Origin of the sequence: Colwellia chukchiensis (genome assembly GCF_002104455.1) — a bacterium.
GTDB lineage: Bacteria > Pseudomonadota > Gammaproteobacteria > Enterobacterales > Alteromonadaceae > Cognaticolwellia > Cognaticolwellia chukchiensis.
The window spans coordinates 129,741-151,035 of record NZ_NBOC01000010.1; the positions used below are offsets into that span (position 1 = coordinate 129,741).

At 42.0% G+C, this 21,295-nt stretch carries 18 protein-coding genes; 11 read left to right on the forward strand and 7 right to left on the reverse strand.

Features of this window, described 5'->3' with window-relative positions; genetic code table 11:
• The first annotated feature begins 5 nt into the window (after positions 1–5).
• The 3 genes from gyrB to glyS all read left to right on the forward strand — a co-directional run bounded on the left by gyrB (position 6) and on the right by glyS (position 5,620).
• Positions 6–2,447, forward strand: a complete 2,442-nt coding sequence (gene gyrB / locus B6K83_RS12255; protein ID WP_085285214.1) for a DNA topoisomerase (ATP-hydrolyzing) subunit B — start codon at positions 6–8, stop codon at positions 2,445–2,447.
• 177 nt (positions 2,448–2,624) lie between these two features.
• A complete protein-coding gene (gene glyQ, locus B6K83_RS12260) occupies positions 2,625–3,551 on the forward strand; it encodes a glycine--tRNA ligase subunit alpha (RefSeq protein ID WP_085285215.1) in 927 nt (308 codons plus the stop codon).
• Complete coding sequence (gene glyS / locus B6K83_RS12265) at positions 3,551–5,620, forward strand: glycine--tRNA ligase subunit beta (RefSeq protein ID WP_085285216.1); 2,070 nt, start codon at positions 3,551–3,553, stop codon at positions 5,618–5,620. Before glyQ ends, glyS begins: the two co-directional genes overlap by 1 nt.
• Before the next feature lie 201 nt (positions 5,621–5,821).
• Here the strand turns inward: glyS and tusA are convergent, their stop codons facing one another.
• The gene (gene tusA, locus B6K83_RS12270) at positions 5,822–6,070 is read right to left on the reverse strand and encodes a sulfurtransferase TusA (protein WP_085285217.1); all 249 of its coding nucleotides are present in this window, start codon (positions 6,068–6,070) and stop codon (positions 5,822–5,824) included.
• A gap of 188 nt (positions 6,071–6,258) precedes the next feature.
• Here tusA and B6K83_RS12275 point away from each other — a divergent pair, with 188 nt between their 5' ends.
• From B6K83_RS12275 to B6K83_RS12290, 4 genes are all read left to right on the forward strand, one after another.
• Positions 6,259–8,208: a transglycosylase SLT domain-containing protein gene (locus tag B6K83_RS12275; RefSeq protein WP_092251368.1), complete on the forward strand. Its 1,950-nt coding sequence runs from the start codon at positions 6,259–6,261 to the stop codon at positions 8,206–8,208.
• Between the two features lie 70 nt (positions 8,209–8,278).
• Entirely contained in the window at positions 8,279–9,598 is a 1,320-nt protein-coding gene (pepQ, locus tag B6K83_RS12280; protein WP_085285218.1) for a Xaa-Pro dipeptidase, read from the forward strand.
• A gap of 4 nt (positions 9,599–9,602) precedes the next feature.
• Entirely contained in the window at positions 9,603–10,232 is a 630-nt protein-coding gene (locus B6K83_RS12285; RefSeq protein WP_085285219.1) for a YigZ family protein, read from the forward strand.
• 2 nt (positions 10,233–10,234) lie between these two features.
• Positions 10,235–11,701, forward strand: a complete 1,467-nt coding sequence (locus B6K83_RS12290; protein ID WP_085285220.1) for a TrkH family potassium uptake protein — start codon at positions 10,235–10,237, stop codon at positions 11,699–11,701.
• A 35-nt stretch (positions 11,702–11,736) separates the two neighbouring features.
• On the opposite strand, the gene trkA is transcribed toward B6K83_RS12290, so the two are convergent.
• From trkA to def, 4 genes are read right to left on the reverse strand one after another with little or no spacing between them, the layout of a single operon-like run.
• Complete coding sequence (gene trkA, locus B6K83_RS12295; protein ID WP_085285221.1) at positions 11,737–13,116, reverse strand: Trk system potassium transporter TrkA; 1,380 nt, start codon at positions 13,114–13,116, stop codon at positions 11,737–11,739.
• Between the two features lie 21 nt (positions 13,117–13,137).
• Positions 13,138–14,448 (reverse strand): 16S rRNA (cytosine(967)-C(5))-methyltransferase RsmB, encoded by a 1,311-nt coding sequence (gene rsmB, locus B6K83_RS12300; RefSeq protein WP_085285222.1) that lies wholly within the window; start codon positions 14,446–14,448, stop codon positions 13,138–13,140.
• 2 nt (positions 14,449–14,450) lie between these two features.
• A complete protein-coding gene (gene fmt / locus B6K83_RS12305; RefSeq protein WP_085285223.1) occupies positions 14,451–15,452 on the reverse strand; it encodes a methionyl-tRNA formyltransferase in 1,002 nt (333 codons plus the stop codon).
• Between the two features lie 45 nt (positions 15,453–15,497).
• Complete coding sequence (def, locus tag B6K83_RS12310; protein ID WP_085285224.1) at positions 15,498–16,013, reverse strand: peptide deformylase; 516 nt, start codon at positions 16,011–16,013, stop codon at positions 15,498–15,500.
• 116 nt (positions 16,014–16,129) lie between these two features.
• Between def and B6K83_RS12315 the strand changes: the two genes are divergently transcribed.
• The 4 genes from B6K83_RS12315 to B6K83_RS12330 all read left to right on the forward strand — a co-directional run bounded on the left by B6K83_RS12315 (position 16,130) and on the right by B6K83_RS12330 (position 19,540).
• Complete coding sequence (locus tag B6K83_RS12315; protein ID WP_085285225.1) at positions 16,130–17,218, forward strand: LysM peptidoglycan-binding domain-containing protein; 1,089 nt, start codon at positions 16,130–16,132, stop codon at positions 17,216–17,218.
• Positions 17,219–17,250: 32 nt separating this feature from the next.
• Positions 17,251–18,387, forward strand: coding sequence for a DNA-processing protein DprA (gene dprA, locus B6K83_RS12320; RefSeq protein ID WP_233143984.1), 1,137 nt, complete (start codon positions 17,251–17,253; stop codon positions 18,385–18,387).
• 1 nt (position 18,388) lies between these two features.
• Positions 18,389–18,862, forward strand: coding sequence for a DUF494 family protein (locus tag B6K83_RS12325; RefSeq protein ID WP_085285226.1), 474 nt, complete (start codon positions 18,389–18,391; stop codon positions 18,860–18,862).
• 111 nt (positions 18,863–18,973) lie between these two features.
• Complete coding sequence (locus B6K83_RS12330; RefSeq protein ID WP_085285227.1) at positions 18,974–19,540, forward strand: topoisomerase DNA-binding C4 zinc finger domain-containing protein; 567 nt, start codon at positions 18,974–18,976, stop codon at positions 19,538–19,540.
• A gap of 51 nt (positions 19,541–19,591) precedes the next feature.
• Here the strand turns inward: B6K83_RS12330 and B6K83_RS12335 are convergent, their stop codons facing one another.
• Complete coding sequence (locus B6K83_RS12335) at positions 19,592–20,749, reverse strand: 5-(carboxyamino)imidazole ribonucleotide synthase (RefSeq protein WP_085285228.1); 1,158 nt, start codon at positions 20,747–20,749, stop codon at positions 19,592–19,594.
• 10 nt (positions 20,750–20,759) lie between these two features.
• Complete coding sequence (gene purE, locus B6K83_RS12340) at positions 20,760–21,242, reverse strand: 5-(carboxyamino)imidazole ribonucleotide mutase (protein ID WP_085285229.1); 483 nt, start codon at positions 21,240–21,242, stop codon at positions 20,760–20,762.
• Positions 21,243–21,295: the final 53 nt, after the last annotated feature.

Here is a 21,295-nt window from a genome sequence, read left to right on the forward strand (position 1 = left end):
AAGCTATGACAACAGAAAAAGATTATGACTCGGCAAGTATAAAAGTACTGAAAGGCCTAGATGCAGTGCGTAAAAGACCAGGGATGTATATTGGAGATACAGATGATGGTACTGGACTACACCATATGGTATTTGAGGTTTTAGATAACTCCATAGATGAAGCGCTTGCAGGTCACTGTAGTGATATTATTGTTAAAATACACTTAGATGGCTCAGTATCTGTAAAAGATGATGGTCGTGGTATACCAACAGAAATACACCCAGAAGAAGGCGTTTCGGCAGCAGAAGTTATCATGACTGTACTTCATGCCGGTGGTAAATTTGGCGGTGAAGACTCAGGCTATAAAGTTTCAGGCGGTTTACACGGTGTTGGCATTTCCGTGGTAAACGCATTAAGTAGCAAGTTAAAACTTAATATTCGTCGAGATGGTAAATTATTTGAACAAATATACCAGTCTGGCGTACCCGAAGAACCACTTAAAGTGGTCGGTGAAAGTGAAAAGACAGGTACCGAAGTCAGGTTTTGGCCAAGTGAAGAAACCTTTTCAGATGTCGAGTTTCATTTTGATTTATTAGTAAAAAGAATTCGTGAACTATCATTTCTAAATTCAGGTGTTTCAATTCGCTTGATCGATGAACGTGAAGAAGGTCGAGAAGAACATTTTCATTTTGATGGTGGTATACAAGCATTCGTAGAATATTTAAATACCAACAAAACACCTGTTAATGAAGAGATATTTTATTTCGATTTAGCCCGTGATGACGGCATAGTAGTGGAAGTGGCTATGCAATGGAATGATGGTTTCCAAGAAAGCATCCATTGTTTTACCAATAACATTCCTCAACGGGACGGCGGAACACACCTAAGTGGCTTCCGTACCGCCTTAACCAGAACGCTTAATAGCTATATGGTAAAAGAAGGCTTAAACAAAAGTAAAAAAGGTAACACTGAAACCAACGCCTCAGGTGATGATGCCCGTGAAGGTCTTACCGCTGTGATCTCAGTGAAAGTGCCTGATCCTAAGTTTTCCTCTCAAACCAAAGACAAATTAGTTTCATCAGAAGTAAAAACTGCGGTCGAACAAGCCATGGGTGAAAAGCTTGGAGAATACTTGTTAGAAAAGCCGACCGTGGCACGCACCATTATTATGAAAATAGTCGATGCAGCACGAGCGCGTGAAGCCGCGCGTAAAGCAAGAGAAATGACGCGTCGTAAAGGTGCCTTAGATATTGCAGGATTACCCGGAAAACTAGCGGATTGCCAAGAAAAAGATCCCGCACTTTCTGAACTATATATTGTGGAAGGGGACTCTGCTGGCGGTTCCGCTAAGCAGGGCAGAAACCGAAAAAATCAAGCTATCTTGCCACTTAAGGGTAAAATATTAAACGTTGAAAAAGCTCGTTTTGATAAAATGATTTCATCGCAAGAAGTTGGTACTTTGATCACTGCCTTAGGTTGTGGTATTGGCCGTGATGAATATAACCCAGATAAATTGCGCTATCACAGTATCATCATCATGACCGATGCTGATGTTGATGGTTCTCATATTCGTACCTTACTACTGACCTTTTTCTATCGTCAAATGCCTGAAATTATGGAGCGTGGCTACATTTATATTGCTCAGCCACCACTATATAAAGTTAAAAAAGGCAAGCAAGAGCGGTACATTAAAGATGACGAAGGTTTGACTGAATACCTAACGACACTAGCATTAGAAAATGCCGAAATACGCGTCAACGAATCAGCGCCGGCTTTATCGGGTTTAGCCTTAGAAAATTTAGTAAAACAGTTTCGTAAAACACACGAAACCATTAAACGCGTGTCTCGTTTGATCCCGGCCGATATTCTAGAAAAAATGATTTATGGCTCGACGATAACTACAGAAGACTTCAAAGACCAAGCCAAAGTTGAAGCTTGGACGGCAAGCTTATTAAAGCAACTCGACGAGCAGGACGGTAATGGCTCAATTTATACGGTGGAAGTTAAGCATGATCAAGAACGCCACGTTTATTACCCGAGCTTTAATGTGCGTAAACATGGTATTGATACAATATATGATTGCAATTATGAGTTCTTTGACTCAAAAGAATTTGCTTCAATCCAAAGCCTTAATAAAGCCATCAATGGTTTAATGGAAGAAGGTGCCTATGTTAAGCGTGGTGAAAAAGTCAAAGCCGTTACTGAGTTTGAAGAAGCACTAAACTGGTTAATGGCAGAGTCTAAACGAGGTCAATACATTCAACGCTACAAAGGGCTAGGTGAAATGAACCCAGACCAACTCTGGGAGACCACCATGGATCCAGAGTCGCGTAGAATGTTACAAGTGACTATTGAAGATGCCATTGCGGCAGATCAATTGTTTAATACCTTAATGGGCGACCATGTTGAGCCGCGTCGTAACTTTATTGAAGACAACGCCTTAAAAGTTGCAAACTTAGATGTTTAGCACTTATCGATAATAAGAATATAATGCCCGGTCATCAAATCGGGCATTTTTATTTATAGCTTAGTATTTTTCCTTGAATAAATTAAAAACAACTAAGTTCAGACCCTAGGCTAATAAAGCGACAGCAGGTATAATTAGCCGAAATTTAACACACAATAATCATAGATTCGGATTGATATGAGTACGTTTAATATAAAGACCTTTCAGGGCCTAATATTGCAGTTGCAAGATTACTGGGCACGACAAGGCTGTGTCATAGTGCAGCCATTAGACTTAGAAGTGGGGGCAGGTACTTTTCACCCGATGACCTTTTTACGATCCATTGGTCCTGAGCCAATAAGTAGTGCTTATGTTCAACCATGTCGTAGACCAACTGATGGTCGCTACGGTGAAAACCCAAATCGTCTGCAACACTATTACCAATTTCAGGTGATGTTAAAGCCTTCACCAGATAATATTCAGGATTTGTATCTCAACTCTTTAAAAGAAATGGGCATAGATCCACTAGTACATGATATTCGCTTTGTGGAAGATAACTGGGAATCGCCGACCTTAGGCGCCTGGGGATTAGGTTGGGAAATCTGGCTAAATGGCATGGAAATTACCCAGTTTACCTATTTCCAGCAAGTTGGTGGTTTAGAGTGCGCACCGGTAACTGGCGAGATCACATATGGTTTAGAGCGTTTAGCTATGTATATTCAAAACGTAGATAGCATTTACGACTTAGTATGGACCGATGGTCCTATGGGTAAAGTATTGTATGGAGATGTTTTTCACCAAAATGAGGTAGAGCAATCTGCTTATAACTTTGAACACGCAGATGTAGCAGATTTATTTAAGACCTTTGACCAGTGTGAAGCGGTAAGTGAAAAACTCATCGCAGAAGGATTAGCGCTACCTGCTTATGAACAAGTAATGAAAGCCTCTCATGCATTTAACTTACTTGATGCACGTCACGCTATTTCGGTAACCGAGCGACAACGCTATATTCTACGAGTTAGAGCCTTGTCAAAAGCATGTGCACAAGCCTACTATGCAAAACGAGAAGCATTAGGTTTTCCTCTTTGTAAAAATAATGGCACTGCAGCACAGGGACAATCATAATGACTACTGATACGCTATTAATTGAATTAGGCACAGAAGAACTGCCACCGAAATCACTAAAAACCTTAGCGGTAACCTTTTATCAGCAAATCAAAACCCAGCTAGACGCAGCTCAGCTTGCGTATAATGAGATGCACTGGTATGCAACACCAAGACGCTTAGCAGTTCAAGTTACAGGTTTAGTGGCATGCCAAGCAGATAAAGCGATTGAAAAGCGAGGCCCTGCGGTAACTGTTGCATTTGACAGTGACGGTAATGCCAGTAAGGCCGCCCAAGGTTGGGCACGTTCAAATGGCATCACGGTAGATGAAGCCGAACGCTTAGTAACTGATAAAGGCGAGTGGCTACTGCACAAAACTATAGAGCCTGGCAAGCATGTTGAGCAATTAATACCTGAGATGGTTAAGGTTGCAATCAATAAATTACCGGTACCAAAACCCATGCGTTGGGGGGCGGGAAGAACACAGTTTATTCGCCCCGTGCACAGTCTTACTATGCTATATGGCGATAAAATCATTGCGGGTGAAGCTTTAAATGTTAAAGCGAATAATTTGGTTACCGGCCATCGCTTTCATCACCATGGTTTAGTGGCAATAGAAAATGCTGATAGTTATGTTGCTCAATTGCGCGACGCGCATGTGGTGGTAGATTATCAAGAGCGTAAGCAAACCATTAAACGCGAAATAGAACTTGCTGCACAAGCACTTGGTGGTGAGGTATCTGAAGACGAAGACTTACTCGACGAAGTAACGTCTATTGTTGAATGGCCCGTAGTGTTAGTGGGAAGCTTTGATGAAGCATTTCTCAATGTGCCCGCTGAGCCATTAATTTATTCAATGAAAGACCATCAAAAGTATTTTCCAGTCTTTGGAAAAGACGGCAAGCTATTGAATAAATTCATTTTTGTTGCGAATATCGCCAGTAAAGATGCCAGTCAGGTTATTAAAGGTAATGAAAAAGTAATCCGTCCTCGATTAGCAGATGCTGAATTTTTCTTTAAAACTGATAAAAAACAAACGCTTGAGTCAAGATTAGAACATTTGGAGTCGGTTTTATTTCAAAAGCAACTTGGTACGGTTAAAGCAAAATCTACAAGAATTGCCAGCTTGAGTGAGTTTATTGCGGAAAAAATCGGTGAAGATAGTCGCTTAGCGTACCGAGCAGGTCTGCTAAGTAAAACCGACTTATTATCAGATATGGTACAAGAGTTTCCACAAGTACAAGGCACTATGGGCAAGTATTATGCACAAAGTGATGGCGAAGCTCCTGCTGTTGCTCAAGCCTTAGAAGATCAATATCTACCGCGTTATGCCGGAGATAAGTTGCCAGCGCAAAATATTGGTTGTGCTGTGGCAATAGCGGATAAAGTGGATACGCTAGTGGGTATTTTTGGTATAGGTCAACCGCCTAAGGGCGACAAAGATCCTTTTGCTTTACGTCGCGCAGCCATAGGTTTACTTCGTATTATTATCGAAAAACAGTTAACGCTGGATATCAGCGAGCTTGTTAAGCAAAGTATCGACTTATATCAAGATAAATTATCTAACCAAGACGTAGCTACCCAGGTATTGGAGTTTGTTTTAGGTAGATACCGTGCTTATTACCAAGATCAAAATATCAGCATTGATGTTATTCAAGCCGTACTAGCGAATGCACCGACGGAGCCGTTAGATTTTGATAAGCGTATCCATGCGGTAAGCCACTTTAAAGCCTTGGCAGAGGCAGCCACGTTAGCGGCAGCTAATAAGCGTGTTGGTAATATACTCGTCAAGTTTGACGGTGAGTTATTTCCGGCCTTTAAACGTGATGTCGCCAGTGAAACCGCTGAGCTAGAACTTGCTGACACATTTAGCGCAGTTAATGCTAAAGTCGCGCCTTTGCTAGCGGTAAAAAATTACCAAAGTGCATTAACTGAGTTAGCCGCATTAAAACAGGCAATCGATAACTTCTTTGATCATGTCATGGTAATGGATAAAGACCCGCAAGTTAAAACCAATCGCTTAACCTTGTTAAACGAAATCCGAAACCGTTTTCTTGCAATTGCAGATATTTCTTTACTGCAATCGTAAGATTTTGCTGGCTAGGATAATGAAAAGGAATGCTAATGCATTCCTTTTTTGTTTGTGCTGGCTAACTGCCGTTGTCATGCTAGTGACACGAGCTTAGTGATTTATAGAGGAGTGGCGCGTAGCCAATAAATCGCAGCCCAAAATACCAATACCGCTAAATTAGCAGTATCAAAACGAAAACTCGGCACAGTAACGCTGGCGTTATAAGCCTTTCTTTATCACATATTGAAAAGGTAAGCTTTGCGTTTGCTGGGCAATTAATTGATGGTCCATAAAGCGACAAAAACTTGGAATATCGCGTGTGGTTGATGGGTCGTCCGCATTTACCAACAAGGATTCACCAGCCGCCATTTGACGGATCTTCTGCCGTAGCATCATTACCGGCTCTGGGCATCTAAGTCCAATCGCATCAAGTTGATGATCTGTGTCGGGCAGTGCAGTGTTTTTCATGTTCGACCTTGCTGAAGAGTTTTCTACTTGCGGCAATTTTAAAGCCTATTCTTGATGACGCAAGTATAAACTGCAGTTGTGCTGTTATACAGCTTGTTGTCAAACGCATCATAGCTTAAAAATGAGAATATCAGCATTAAATCCGTATAGAAGCTTGCTTTGTTGTAGTAGGAATGAATAATTGAGATATGCTAATTTTTCAAGGTTATGAAATGTCGTTTGCTCGCCCGCTTGTTATTAAAATAATTTTTTGCTTTTTCTGTCTTGCGATAACTGATAACAGCGCGCTTGCCAATAATGAGTCTCTACAGCGTAAAATTTTCCTGCAAGCGGAAAAGCATATCTGGAATCATAAGTCAGCAAGCTATCAAAACCTATATAACCAATTGCATTACTATCCATTGCAACCGTATTTAGACCAACGTCGTTTAATGAATCATATGACAATTTCATCGGCCGGTGAAATTGAACAGTTTTTATCAAAATATCAAGCAACACCATTAGATTGGCCATTACGAAAAAAATGGCTAACTTATTTAGCGAAACGCAATAAATCGGTGTTGTTTCAGCGCTTTTACAAAGCGAATAGTAATGCAGAATTACAGTGTCAATACTTTCGCTATCAACTACAATCTGGTGTACCACCACAACAAGTACTGCCTAAGGTCAGTGCTTTGTGGTTAGTGGGAAAATCACAACCCAAAGTTTGTGATCCGCTATTTAAACAATGGCAACAAGCGGGTTACCGCACTAATGAAATAATATGGCAGCGGATAAAGCTAGCCGCAGATGGCGGTAAGCACACATTACTGCCGTATTTAACGACTTTATTACCTCAGCATGAGCAATATCTAGCTAAGTTATGGCATAAGGTTCGTCGTAACCCTGCATATGTCACCAAGTTATCAAAATTTAAACAAAAAAATGCCAAAGAGGCGAGTGTTGTTGCTTACGGATTACAGCGTTTGATTTGGCGTTCACCCCAACAAGCGCTTGATACTTATGCGGTGGCGAAAAGGTTATTACCTTTTACCGCCAAACAAAGCCAACAAATCACCTTAAGGTTTGCTTTAGCTTTAGCAAGTAAAAATCATCAAGCAGCGGCGAGCTGGCTAGCAAAAGTTGATCAGGATAATTTTAACAGTACCCTGACTCAATGGTATATTGCAGATGCGCTTCGAGCGCAAAATTGGCAAGAAATTAAGCAAAAACTACTAGCATTACCAAGCACAAGACACGCCAGCCGACAATGGCAGTACTGGTACGGTAGAAGTTTAATGGCGACCAATCAGTTAACGGCAGGGCATAAAGTGCTAAGTGAGCTAGCGAAAAGCCGTCATTACTACGGCTTTTTAGCTGCCAGTTTACTTAATCAGCCAGCAAATTTTCAAGACATACCGTTAGAGATTAGTGATGACGAAAAAGCCAAAATACTTGATAGTGCGGAAGCAAAACGAGCTTTTGAGTTATTTGCCATCGGTCGTTATCATCATGCACGATTAGAATGGAATTACTGGCTGTCTAAACTGAGCAAGCGTGAAAAATTGGTGGCCTCGAAAGTGGCTCATGAAATGGGTTGGTACGATCGCGCTATATTTACCTTAGCAAAAGAGGGCTATTTAAATGATGTCGACTTACGCTTTCCCCTTGGTTTTGCAGAAGATATCAAACATTTTGCCGAGAATGAAAAAATTGACTCAGCTTGGGCTTTTGCCATTACGCGGCGCGAAAGCTCTTTTATGTCTGATGCCAACTCGTCTGCTGGAGCTAAAGGTTTAATGCAAATAATGCCAGGTACAGCTAAGCAACTTGCGCGTAAAAAGGTCAGCAATCGCTATTTGTATAATGCAAAAAACAATATCCAATTAGGTACGAAATACCTACGAAAGCTACTTGATAAGCATGATGGCAATCAGGTATTAGCGACGGCAGCTTATAACGCTGGGCCGTATCGAGTAAAAAGTTGGTTAAAAGATACTAAAGCACTACCTGCTGATGTGTGGATAGAAACCATCCCCTTTAAAGAAACGCGCGAATATGTGAAAAGTGTGCTTGCCTACCAGCATATATACCAACATAAAGTGGGTGCGGGGAAATCGTTATTTGATGCCATCATTGCCATGAATATTAATGAATAACAGCACAGGCATTATCATAGTGCGCGATAAGCGTTATAATTAAATACCAAAAAATTTAGAGAGTTACCCGATGAACACACTAGCCAAAGCATACCCAGCCCATATTGCGGAGTTACAAAAAAGAACCCAAGCAGTATTGTCACGAGAAAACTTAGACGGTTTAGTGATTCATTCAGGCCAAGAAATTAAAGCCTTTTTAGATGATAACAATTATCCGTTTCGGGTTAACCCACACTTTAAAGCTTGGCTGCCAATTGTTGACGTTGCTAATTGCTGGTTACTGGTCAACGGAACAGATAAACCAACCTTGATTTATTACCAACCCGTTGATTTTTGGCATAAAGTCGTTGAATTAAGCGAAGACTATTGGCATCAATTTTTTGATATTAAAATATTAAAGACCGCCAGTGAAGTCGATAAACTTTTACCCTATGATAAAAGCGCTTTTGCTTATATTGGTGCCCATATTGAAGTCGCAAAAGCCTTAGGGTTTGAGCATATTAACCCTGAGCCGCTACTAAACTATTTACATTATCATCGCGCTTATAAAACCGCCTATGAGCAAGAATGTTTACGTCGCTCAAATGCCATAGCGGTTACTGGTCATAAGGCAGCAAAAGCTGCATTTTTTGCCGGTGGCTCAGAGTATGACATTCAACATGCCTATTTAACGGCCATACAACATACCGAAAGTGAAACGCCGTACGGCAATATTGTTGCGCTTAATGAAAATACAGCTATCTTGCATTACACCGCTCTTAATCGTGCAGCGCCAACAGAGCATAAATCTTTTTTACTAGATGCCGGTGCTAATTTTCATGGCTATGCATCCGATATTACTCGTACTTATGCCTTTAAAGCTGATCGGTTTGCTGAATTGATTGCCCGCATGGATGACTTAATGCTGCGCGCCGTCGAGCAATTAAAGCCAGGGCTTAGCTATGTAGACTTGCATATAGCGACTTATCGGCAAATAGGCCAGTTGTTAGCTGAGTTTAACTTTATCAAGGTTGACGCTGATACAGCAGTGGAAAGCGGTATTATTTCCACCTTTTTCCCACACGGTTTAGGTCATCACTTAGGTTTACAGGTGCATGACGTTGGTGGCTTTATGGCTGATGAGCGTGGCACGCACGTTAATACACCTGAGCAACATGCGTTTTTACGCACTTCACGCGTGGTTGAAACTAATCAAGTTTTCACCATAGAGCCAGGCCTTTACTTTATAGACTCATTATTGGCGGAGTTAAAATCCTCAAGTCATGGTCAAATGGTTAATTGGTCAGCTGTCGATGCGATGCGACCTTTTGGTGGTATTAGAATTGAAGACAATATTATTGTTCATCAGTCACATAATGAAAACATGACTAGAGATCTTGGGTTAAATTAAGCGCGTGTCTATACCTTATAATATAGCGGCTGGCGAAGTGGTTGATGAAACCATCATCAGCCGAAGTCGTTTTATTTGTTATTTGCGACCTTGTTCAAGTAGTGCAGATGCAAAAGCGTTTATCAAAAGTTTGCAACTTAAACACCCACAAGCGAATCATCATTGTTACGCTTTTATTGCCGGTCGTCCAGAGAACAGCCAATTATACGGTTTTTCTGATGATGGTGAACCGTCTGGTACCGCAGGTAAGCCTATGTTGACGATGTTGATGGGCAGTGAGTTGGGGGAGATTTGTGCCGTTGTTGTGCGTTATTTTGGCGGCACTAAGCTAGGGCCAGGCGGCTTACAGCGCGCGTATGGCGGTAGTGTTAAACAAGCATTAGCACTTTTGCCAACAAAACTGAAAATACCTATGGTACGCAAAACATTAGCGTGTCAATATAATCAAATAAACGATGTCTTGTATCTTTTGTCGCAACATGGTGGTGAAGTTATACAACAAGATTACCGTGAAGATATTGTCCTGAACTTGGCTTTGCCGGCTGAAAAACTTGATGCCTTTCAGCAGCAACTGCAAACGATGTCAGCAGGGCAGTTAACCTTACAATCAATAGCTAAAAGCAATAATAAATAACTGTGCAAATTAAAAATATTATCCGCATATTAGGACTGTTAGTGGCGCTGTTAAGCGTAACTATGTTACCCCCTGCCTTTATATCATTGATATATCGAGATGGTGGTGGTGTTTCTTTTCTGATGTCGTTTCTCTTTTGTTTAATTGCGGGTTTATTATTTTGGTATCCTAATCGTGCGGAAAAAAGCGACTTACGAGCGCGAGAAGGGTTTTTGATTGTGGTACTATTTTGGAGTGTCTTGGCGAGCTTTTCTGCTGTACCGTTACTGTTACTTGAGCAGCCAAACCTGTCGATTGCGGATGCCTTTTTTGAGTCATTTTCAGGCTTAACTACGACAGGTGCCACTATTTTAACGCAAATTGATGGCTTGCCGCATGCAGTGTTATGGTATCGTCAGCAATTACAATGGTTAGGCGGTATGGGCATTATTGTGCTAGCAGTGGCTATTTTGCCAATACTTGGTATTGGTGGTATGCAATTATATCGCGCCGAAATACCTGGGCCGGTAAAAGACTCGAAAATGACCCCGCGCATCGCTGACACGGCGAAGCATTTATGGCTAATTTATGTCACTTTAACCTTTGCCTGTGCCATAAGCTATTGGGCGGCAGGCATGAGTTTATTTGATGCCATATGTCATTCATTCTCTACTATTGCTATTGGCGGCTTTTCAACTCACGATTTAAGTATGGGCTATTTTGATAGCCCGCTGATTAACTTTATTTGTGTGTTTTTTCTGTTGATTGCTGGTGTGAACTTTGCGTTGCATTTTGCCGTGTTGAATAGCCGCTCATTACGAAATTATTTTTATGATGCTGAATTTAAAGCGTTTTTAGGTATACAGTTTTCGTTAATTTTGGTGTGCTTTATTGTTTTAGCAAGCTTTAATGTGTATCAATCTAATTTTGATAACTTTGAGCAAGCGCTGTTTCACGCCGTTTCAATTGGTACTACCGCAGGTTTTGCCGGCACCTCAGCGGGGGAAGTGGCGTTTTCCAGTTGGCCCACTTTATTACCGCTACTGTTAATATTTGCCAGCTTTATTGGTGGTTGTGCGGGAAGTACTGGTGGCGGCATGAAGGTTATTCGCGTGCTATTACTTTACTTACAAGGGGTGCGAGAGTTGAATAAGCTTGTACACCCAAAAGCGGTATTTACCATTAAATTAGGCAATAAAGCTTTACCTAATAGGGTAGTAGAAGCTATATGGGGCTTTTTCTCAGCTTATGCGGCGGTTTTTGTTATCTGTATGCTTTTGCTATTAGCGGCTGGTATGGACGACTTAGCTGCCTTTACGGCGGTTGCCGCTTGTTTAAATAATCTCGGTCCAGGTTTAGGGCAGGTGGCAGCGAACTTTGCTGAAATAAACGATTTTAGTAAATGGGTCTTAGTGGTTGCTATGCTGTTTGGTCGTTTAGAAATATTTACCTTGCTGGTGTTATTTACGCCGGCATTTTGGCGAACATAACGTTGCCCAGCGCCAAAGCTAAGTAATATTGTTACTCAGAAAAAGGTGATGGCATCGAGTTGAAACAGCGCTTCTACATCACTGATGTAGCGCTTATTTACTAAAAATAGCACGACATGATCTTCTGCCACTATCTTAGTGTTGGAGTGGGCAATTAAAACTTCATCGCCGCGTACAATCGCAGCAATACTTGTGCCTGGTGGCAGTTTAATTTGCTGAATAGTCTTACCGATTACTTTTGATGACTTTTCATCACCCTTGGCGACAATCTCTATGGCTTCGGCTGCACCACCGCGTAAACTATACACATTATTTATATTGCCTCGACGAACATGAGTGAGTAGCGCTGATATCGTTGCATGTTGTGGTGACACGGCTATATCTATATTGCTGCCATGGACTAAGTCGATATAGGCACTGCGTTGTATTAAGACCATGGTTTTACGCACCCCTAGACGTTTCGCTAATAACGAAGACATAATATTGGCTTCATCATCATTAGTGACGGCAATAAAAACATCAAACTGATCTATGTGTTCTTCGAGCAGTAATTCTTGATCTGAAGAATCACCGGCAAATACTAGGGTGTCGTTTAACTCAGCGTCTAACTGTGCGGCGCGTTTGCTCGAGTGCTCTATTAACTTAACTTGATGATTTTTTTCTAACAATCGTGCTAAGCCAGCACCGATATTACCGCCACCGGCAATCATAATTTTTTGGTATGGCGCTTCAAGCTTTTGTAATTCATTCATTACCGCGCGAATATGTATAGTCGCGGCAATAAAAAACACTTCATCATCGGCTTCAATTACGGTTGTACCTAAAGGCCGTATCGGTTTACCGTTACGATAAATGGCAGCGACTCGAGTATCAATATTGGGAATATGCTCACGCAAGGTTGAAAGGGCGTGACCAACCAATAAGCCACCATAATAGGCCTTTACAGCCACTAAACTTACTTTACCTTGCGCAAATTCTAGTACTTGTAATGTCCCGGGGTAATCAATTAATCGGGCAATATCACGGGTAACGAGTTGTTCGGGGGCAATAACATGGTCGACGGGGATATTTTTATTTTGAAAAAGCAAATCTTGATATTTGAGAATTTTGCTTGAGCGAATGCGAGCAATTTTATTGGCGGTGTTAAATAACGAATAACAAATTTGACAAGCGATCATATTGATAGCGTCATCATTGGTAACGGCCACGACTAGCTCAGCATCTTCTGCACCGGCTTGTTTGAGCACATCAGGATGAGAGCCATGACCGACAACCACACGCAAATCCATTTTATCTTGTAATTCGCGTAAGGTTTCACTGTTAGTGTCTATGAGCGTTATTTCATTTTTCTCGCCCACTAGGTTTTCCGCTAAGGTTCCACCTACTTGTCCGGCACCAATAATTATTATTTTCATTTAGCTTGCTTTTTGTTGTTTTTACGCGGTGGTTTTAACGATTTTAGCGTAATAAAAACCGTCCATTGCCGCCATGTTTGGTAAAATTTGCCAACCAATGTCAGTACTGTTTTCGCTAATAGCCACATGCTTTGCATCGGGTGTTTCATTAACAAAACGTTGAACTTGTTCACTATTTTCTTCAGGCAACACGCTGCAGGTCGCATAAAGCAAAGTACCACCAGGTTTCAATAAAGACCATATATTTTTCAATATTTCTTGTTGTAAGGCCGTAAGAGCTTCAATATCTTGGGCTTTACGCAACCACTTTATATCGGGATGGCGACGAATAACGCCAGTTCCTGAGCAGGGGGCGTCTAGTAGAATGCGATCAAACAGTTCGCCATTCCACCATTGCTGGGGGGTGGCGGCGTTACCGGCAATAACCTGAGCTGATAAATTAAGTCGGTTAAGGTTTTCTTCTACTCTTGTTAATCGACTGGCTTCAATATCAATAGCGGTCATGGCTTTGATATCTGGGCATTGCTCTAAAATATGACAAGTTTTGCCGCCGGGCGCTGCGCAGCAATCAAGGACATTGTCACCAGCTTGACAATTTAGCAGGCCGGCAGCTTGTTGTGCAGCTGCATCTTGAATTGATACCCAACCTAACTGAAATCCTGGTAATTTATTGACATCAACCGCGTGAGTTAATTGTATTGCACCTGAGCTTTCATCTAGGCGTTGATGTTCAATATCAGCCGCTGTTAATAGCGCGATATACTGCTCAACACTATGGTGTCTTTGGTTCACTCGCAACCACATTGGCGGTCGCTGCATATTTGCTGCTAATAGTGCTTGCCATTGCTCTGGGTAAGCCGTTTGTATTTTTTTAATAAACCAAGACGGGTGATTATAAACAATGGCGTCGGCGATGTTTTTGCTGTTATTAGTTACATGGCTAGCATTGGTTTGTTGGCGCTGAAAATTTCGTAAAACGCCGTTAATGACGCCTTTTAAGTGCTCACACTTTAAAGGCTTGCAAGCAGAAACGGTTTCATTAAACGCCGCGTGATCAGGTACGCGGGTATATTTTACCTGATAAATACCCACTAACATTAAAAAGTGACCGACACGCTGTTTGCCGGTTAACGGCTTTTTAATAAAGTCACGCACATCGTGTTCTAATTCTGGTAAGTGCCTCAATACACCGTAGCAAAGCTCTTGTAATAAGCCTTTGTCTTTTTCGGCAATTTTACTCAATTGCGACGGTAGTTCGTCTGCTAAACTGCGGCCTTTATCAACGACAGCATAAATACAACGCGCTGCGACTGCTCTCAGGTTTTGGGCCATAATTATTGCGAACCTTCTAGGTTGGGCTTTTGGCCGTTAATGGCTAAATCTGGTGCAAACCAATGTGCTTTACCATTTAAAATATCTGCCACGGCTAATGCTTTTTTACCCGGTAGTTGGATAATTTCTAGGCGCAACGCACCGTTAAGTGTGGCTACTATGATGCCGTGTTTATCAGCGCTGATAATAGTGCCAGCGGTTTGCTGATGATTAAGCGCTATAGCGCTGGCTTGCCAAACGCGAATTTTATGCTGTTTGTTGTTTTCGGTGAAGGTAAATTGTGCGACCGGCCAAGGAATGTACGCTCTCACTTTTAGCGCAAGATTTTCGGCGGGCAAGTGCCAATCTAGTTCTGCTTCGGCTTTATCCAGCTTGGCGGCATGTGTCGCCTTGCTATTATCTTGTGGCTGTCGTGAATAATTGCCTGTGGCCATTAATGCTAAGGTTTCTAATAATGCAGTTGGGCCAAGCTCTGCTAGCTTCTCATATAAACTGGCGCTGGTGTCTGTCATAGTAATATCGCAGTGAGCGGTTAAAATGATATCGCCAGTATCTAGGCCTTTATCCATTTGCATTATGGTAACGCCGGTTTTGGTATCACCAGCTTCTAACGCTCTTTGTATCGGTGCTGCACCACGCCATTTCGGTAAAATAGAGCCGTGCACATTAATGCAACCTAAGCGCGGTGTGGTTAATATTGGCTCTGGTAACAATAAACCATAGGCAACGACCACCATGACATCGGCTTGGTACGCTGCAAGCTTTTGTTGTTCTTGCTCGCTTTTAAAGTTTACCGGTTGTTCAATGGGAATCTGGTGTTCTAACGCTAATAACTTAGTCGCGCAAGCCGTCAGCTTTTTGCCGCGTCCGGCCGGTTTATCCGGTGGGCAATATACCGCAACTATATTGTGCTCTGATTGGAGCAGGGCCGCTAAATGTTTAGCGGCAAATTCAGGTGTTCCGGCAAAAATGATATTTAGTGGTTTAGTTACAGGGTTAGCCAAAAGACATTCCAAAATAGATAGGTGTTAAAGACAGTATTAAAGCAGCTATGCGTTTGCTTTATCTAAACGTGCTTCTTTTTCAAGCTTCTTTTTAATACGTTGACGCTTAAGCGGTGAGAGATAATCAACAAAAAGAATACCATTAAGGTGGTCAAGTTCGTGCTGAATACAAATCGCTAAAAGTTCTTCACCGTCTAAAGCAAACTCTTTACCATTTTCATCTAGGGCCGTTACTGTGACCTTGACACTACGATCAACTTTAGCGTAACAGCCAGGTACAGATAAGCAGCCTTCTTCATTAATCAGGGTATCATCACTTTTAAAGGTAATTTCTGGGTTGATTAAAACATAAGGTTGTTCTTTATTTTCTGAGACATCTATTACAACAATACGTTGGTGAATGTCCACTTGCGTTGCCGCTAACCCGACACCATTTTCGGCATACATGGTGTCAAACATGTTACTGATAATAGTGCGAATTTCATCATTCACTTCCTTAACAGGTTGTGCTTTGGTTCTTAATCTTTCATCGGGAAATCGTAATACAGGTAAAATAGCCATAATTTTTCAAAAGAGTTCGCGAAAATTCGCATAGAGTGTTATGTTTCAATTTTAGCCATTATTTGATATTAATCATAGTGGTTTAGGATAAAACCTAAAATAATAGGCAGATTAACATGCTAAAAAGAATTATTACGTTAATATTGGGTATAACAATGTCAGTGACTTTGCTGGCAGATGAGTTAACTATAAAGACAGATGCGCCTAAATCCTATACGGTTAAGCAAGGTGATACCTTATGGGATATTTCCGGAATATTCCTTAATCAGCCTTGGTTATGGCCAAAATTGTGGCGGCTTAACCCAGAAATAAATAACCCTCACTTAATCTACCCGGGTGATGTACTTCGGCTTGTGTTTGATGAACAAGGTCAACCTATGCTAGTTCGAGGTAAGCCTGAACTGAAATGGTCACCAAAAGTACGCAGCCACTTGAAGGAGCAAAATCCGGTCAGTACGTTGCCGTTACATGCCATTGCCCCTTATATCCGTTATGACAGTGTCAAAACTGCTACAGAGTTAGCAAACTTGCCTTATGTCATTGGAAGTGATGAAGGTCATAAGTCGAGTATTGATGGTTTTAAAGTCTATGTTAATAGTGACCTTGTTGTTGGGCAAAGCTATGGCTTATTTCAAAAAGGTAGTGCCATTATTGATCCCGAAACAGCCGAAAACTTAGGTTATAACATAACACTTGTTGGCACAGGCAAAGCAACCCAATCTGGTGATATCAGCCTGAAGCAACCGAGTACGATTTATGTTGAAGGTGCCAAGCGCGAAATTCGCTCGGGCGCATTTGTTATACCTGTGAATGATGATCAACAATACCCATCTGTTTTTACAATGCGTGCAGCGAGTCCAAAAGCACAAGGCGTAATTGTTAGTTCAGTTTCTAAGTTAAGAGAGTTTGCTAAGTTTGACGTGGTAATGATTAACAAAGGTGATCAGCAAGCCGTCAAGGCCGGAGACGTGCTAATGGTGAATCGTCAAAGCCCAGCTGTTGTTGAAACAGAAGATGGCCCGCAATATAGCAAAAATACATCACGCTGGAATCGCATGGTGAGTGAAAGCCAGACAGATTATGATATGCCAACTGAAACCATAGGTAAGGTGATGGTGTTTAAAGTCTATACTAATGTCAGTATGGCGTTGATCTTGAGTTCTGAAAAGCCATTGCGAATACTCGACCAAGTAACAGCACCTTAATAATCAAGTGCGCCACACGATAAGGAGATTTAGTGGCAGATAATATTGATGTCGACAATCAGGCATTAACGCCTATTCATTACTGGTTAGCCGTGAAAGCAATTCCGCGTCTGGCCAGTCATAAGAAAATAGCACTGGTTGAAAAATATGGTTTAACAGCGTTATTTACCCACAGTGCTGAACTGACCGCGATCGGTTTAAGCCAATCACAACGCATGGCATTAACCTCACCCAATTGGTCAGCAATAGATAAAATAATCACCGCGTCTGCTCTGTGCCAAAGTCAAATTATTACCTATGATGACCCCAATTACCCAAGCTTATTAAAGGAAATTTACGACCCGCCGTTAGTGCTATTTACCCGCGGAAACCTTGATTTACTTACACTACCAAAGATGGCGATTGTTGGCAGCCGTAATGCTAGTGTTGCGGGCCGAGAAATTGCCCATCAGTTTGCCGGGCAATTAAGCAGACAATTTGTAATAACCAGTGGTCTAGCGCTTGGTATTGATGCGCAAGCTCATTTAGGTACGTTACACTGCCAAGGTGCAACGATAGCAGTTGTCGCCACAGGTTTAGATATTACTTACCCCTCACGACACAAAAGTTTACAGAAAGATATCATTGCCAAGGGCGGTCTTATTATTAGCGAGTTTGCGCCAGGCATCAGCCCAAAAGCTGGGCATTTTCCGAAACGAAATCGTTTGATCAGCGGCTTAAGTTTAGGGGTGTTAGTGGTTGAAGCATCATTAAAAAGTGGCTCGTTAATCACGGCGCGTTGCGCCTTAGAGCAAGGGCGAGAGGTGTTCTCCGTACCTAGCTCAATATTTAATGACCAAGCCAAGGGGTGCCACTGGCTCATTAAGCAGGGGGCTAAACTTGTTGAAGATGTTGCCGATATAAGAGAAGAGTTTGAGGATCTTGTGATAATTAATCAAAAGCCAAATCACAACCAAGAACTCGATAACTCATCAGAAAATAGTAAAAATCAGCACTTGTGTAACGACCCAATGTTAGCTAGTGTGGGATATGAAATCACTCCGGTAGACTTAGTGGTTTCTCGGAGTCAGTTACCGATCGATGTTGTACTAACTCGATTAACCGTGCTTGAGCTTAAAGGTCTGGTGTCTTCGGTGCCAGGGGGTTACCTTAAATTAGATAGGGGCTAACATGTTTGATATCTTGATTTACCTCTTTGAGAATTACGTCCACAGTGAAGCCGAGGTCATGGTTGACCATGATTTATTGACCGATGAACTAACGCGTGCAGGCTTTCACCAAGATGAAATTTATAAAGCATTAGCTTGGTTAGAAAAGCTTGCCGCATTGCAAGATACCGACGCGTATCCATATTTACCGTGTGTTGGCAAACGTTCGGTTCGAATTTATACCCGTGAAGAATGCCAAATACTCGATGTAGAGTGTCGCGGCTTTTTACTGTTTTTAGAGCAAGTGAATGTTTTGGACTTTTCTACTCGTGAAATGGTGATTGATCGCGTCATGGAGCTTGATACTAAGTTCTTTTCAATTGACGATCTAAAGTGGGTGGTGTTAATGGTGCTGTTTAATGTGCCGGGCCAAGAAAGTGCCTATTCGCAAATGGAAGATCTCATTTTTGACGAACAAGAAGGACCCTTGCATTAATTTGTCTGGTCATCGAGACGCAAAAGCAGGTTTAAGCGCCTGTGTTTTCATTACAGCTATATTGGCTAAACTATGGCATAATAAATCGCTAATTTTTTAGGTGCATTTATTATGTCAAAGTCTGATAAAACATTATTTTCCCGTCATGAACATGCCTTAGAGAAAAGTGCGCAAGCTTGCCCTGAATGTGGCGAACAGTTAGCTATTAAACACGGCAAAGCGGGCGCCTTTTTTGGTTGTGTCGCTTATCCCTCATGCCAATATACTCGACCGGTTGTTGAGCATGAACGTGTTGAAGATCAGCTACTTTCAGGTAGCGAATGCCCAGAGTGCGGTCATGAGTTGGCGGTAAAGCAGGGCCGCTATGGCATGTTTATAGGGTGTAGTAATTATCCTGCTTGCCATCATATCGTACCACAAGATGAAAATGAGCTTGCGCAAGACGATATCAATTGCCCCCAGTGTCAGAAAGGCCACTTGCAATCAAAAACGAGTCGCTTTGGCAAAACCTTTTATGGTTGTGAAAACTACCCAAAATGTAAGTTTGTGGTTAATCATGAACCCGTGACGGGCAAGTGTGAACAATGTGGTTTTGCTTTACTGTTGAAACGACAAATGGCGGCTGGTGAAAAGCGACAATGTGCCGCCAAAGCATGTGGTCATTTCCAAACCACTTAGTTATGCGTTCGCGATAAAAAAGCCAGTGTGATACTGGCTTTTTAGTGTGGTTTATTTGCTTAGGCGTTTTTGGTAGCTACTGACATAAGGCTTGAGTTCATTAAATGCCGCTGCTGGTAAAAGTTCAGCCAATTGCACCAGGCGTTGAGCCAATTGCTGCTTGGTATCTCCAGAAACGTTAATATGGCCCATTTTACGACCCGGGCGCTTACTTTTGCCATACCAATGTAAACGCGTGCTAGCAATTTGCAAGATGTCATGAGTGACTTGATCTTCACCGAGTATATTAATCATTGCCGATGGTCGCACTAATGCGGTACTGCCGAGCGGTAAGTCGCAAACGGCCCGTATATGATTTTCAAATTGACAGGTATCTGCGCCTTGTTGTGTCCAATGGCCAGAGTTATGAACCCGCGGCGCAATTTCATTGACTAATAATTGCTCACCTACTTGGAAAAACTCAATTGCTAATACACCGATATAATTTAATTCATTGGCAATACGGTCGAAGACGTCTTTAGCTTGTGCTTGCAATGCTGCATCGGCTTGGCTGGCAATGGAAACACTCAAAACACCATCGCTGTGGTGGTTTTCAGTTAACGGATAAACTTGGGTATTACCTTGACTATCACGCACGCCGACAAGCGAAACTTCACGATCAAAAGCAACCATTTGCTCCGCCACTACCGCATGGCTAACGCCTTGCTCGCCACCGTCGAAAAAGGCTTTTATATCGGCCCAAGTTGCTGCTGCTTGCGCTTTATCTTTTAAGCGCCATTGGCCTTTACCGTCATAACCTGCTAAAGCACTTTTTAAAATTAGCGGTAAGGATAAGTCAGTTAATGCTTGCTCGAAATCGGCTTGGTTGGCAATGATTTTATGTTTGGCATTAGCTACCGCGCATTTTTCTAATAACGCTTTTTCTAATCTACGGTCACCGCCGGTTTTAATGGCTTGGCTTGATGGACGCAGTTTTCCAGATGCTTGGCAAAGTGCTAAGGTTTGGTGATCAATATGCTCAAACTCTGCAGTGATAAAGTTTGCAAATTCAATACCTTGGTTTAAATCACCAAAAACAATATCAGTAGACAGCGGGTCAACCACCTGGTTAGAGCCAACATCAAAGGCACGAATAGTGATATTTAATGGTTTGGCGGCTAATGCCATCATACGCGCTAACTGTCCAGCACCTAATACTAAAACATTCATTGCGTTGGCCTTATTCTGCAGGATTTGGGTTATCAAGAATATTTTGCGTTTGCTCGCTGCGAAACGCTTCAACAGCAGCTTGTACTCTTGGGTCAAAGGTGCCGATAATTTGTGCGGCTAATAAACCGGCATTGGCTGCACCGGCAGTGCCTATGGCTAAGGTGCCAACGGCAATACCTTTTGGCATTTGTACAATCGACAGCAAAGAGTCTTGACCACTTAACGCTTTTGACTGCACAGGTACACCTAGTACAGGCAAGCTAGTGTAAGCAGCGGTCATGCCTGGTAAATGAGCGGCGCCACCAGCACCACCAATGATCACTTTAATACCACGGTCTTTTGCGCTTTCAGCATATTCAGCTAATAAATGTGGGGTTCTATGCGCGGACACAACTTTGGTTTCATAAGCAACATTAAATAAATCTAACATTTGTGCAGCATGTTGCATGGTTGGCCAATCTGATTTTGACCCCATGATAATTCCGACTTTCATATAGCTATTGCCTTTTTGTGGTGTGATTTAATATTTATCGTCAATGTCGCTGA

Excerpts from the sequence above, each read along its gene's own strand:
- gyrB (WP_085285214.1), top strand. The coding sequence starts at position 6 with ATGACAACAGAAAAAGATTATGACTCGGCAAGTATAAAAGTACTGAAA.
- glyQ (WP_085285215.1), top strand. The coding sequence starts at position 2,625 with ATGAGTACGTTTAATATAAAGACCTTTCAGGGCCTAATATTGCAGTTG.
- glyS (WP_085285216.1), top strand. The coding sequence starts at position 3,551 with ATGACTACTGATACGCTATTAATTGAATTAGGCACAGAAGAACTGCCA.
- tusA (WP_085285217.1), bottom strand. The coding sequence starts at position 6,070 with ATGAAAAACACTGCACTGCCCGACACAGATCATCAACTTGATGCGATT.
- B6K83_RS12275 (WP_092251368.1), top strand. The coding sequence starts at position 6,259 with ATGCTAATTTTTCAAGGTTATGAAATGTCGTTTGCTCGCCCGCTTGTT.
- pepQ (WP_085285218.1), top strand. The coding sequence starts at position 8,279 with ATGAACACACTAGCCAAAGCATACCCAGCCCATATTGCGGAGTTACAA.
- trkA (WP_085285221.1), bottom strand. The coding sequence starts at position 13,116 with ATGAAAATAATAATTATTGGTGCCGGACAAGTAGGTGGAACCTTAGCG.
- rsmB (WP_085285222.1), bottom strand. The coding sequence starts at position 14,448 with ATGGCCCAAAACCTGAGAGCAGTCGCAGCGCGTTGTATTTATGCTGTC.
- def (WP_085285224.1), bottom strand. The coding sequence starts at position 16,013 with ATGGCTATTTTACCTGTATTACGATTTCCCGATGAAAGATTAAGAACC.
- B6K83_RS12315 (WP_085285225.1), top strand. The coding sequence starts at position 16,130 with ATGCTAAAAAGAATTATTACGTTAATATTGGGTATAACAATGTCAGTG.
- B6K83_RS12325 (WP_085285226.1), top strand. The coding sequence starts at position 18,389 with ATGTTTGATATCTTGATTTACCTCTTTGAGAATTACGTCCACAGTGAA.
- B6K83_RS12330 (WP_085285227.1), top strand. The coding sequence starts at position 18,974 with ATGTCAAAGTCTGATAAAACATTATTTTCCCGTCATGAACATGCCTTA.
- B6K83_RS12335 (WP_085285228.1), bottom strand. The coding sequence starts at position 20,749 with ATGAATGTTTTAGTATTAGGTGCTGGACAGTTAGCGCGTATGATGGCA.
- purE (WP_085285229.1), bottom strand. The coding sequence starts at position 21,242 with ATGAAAGTCGGAATTATCATGGGGTCAAAATCAGATTGGCCAACCATG.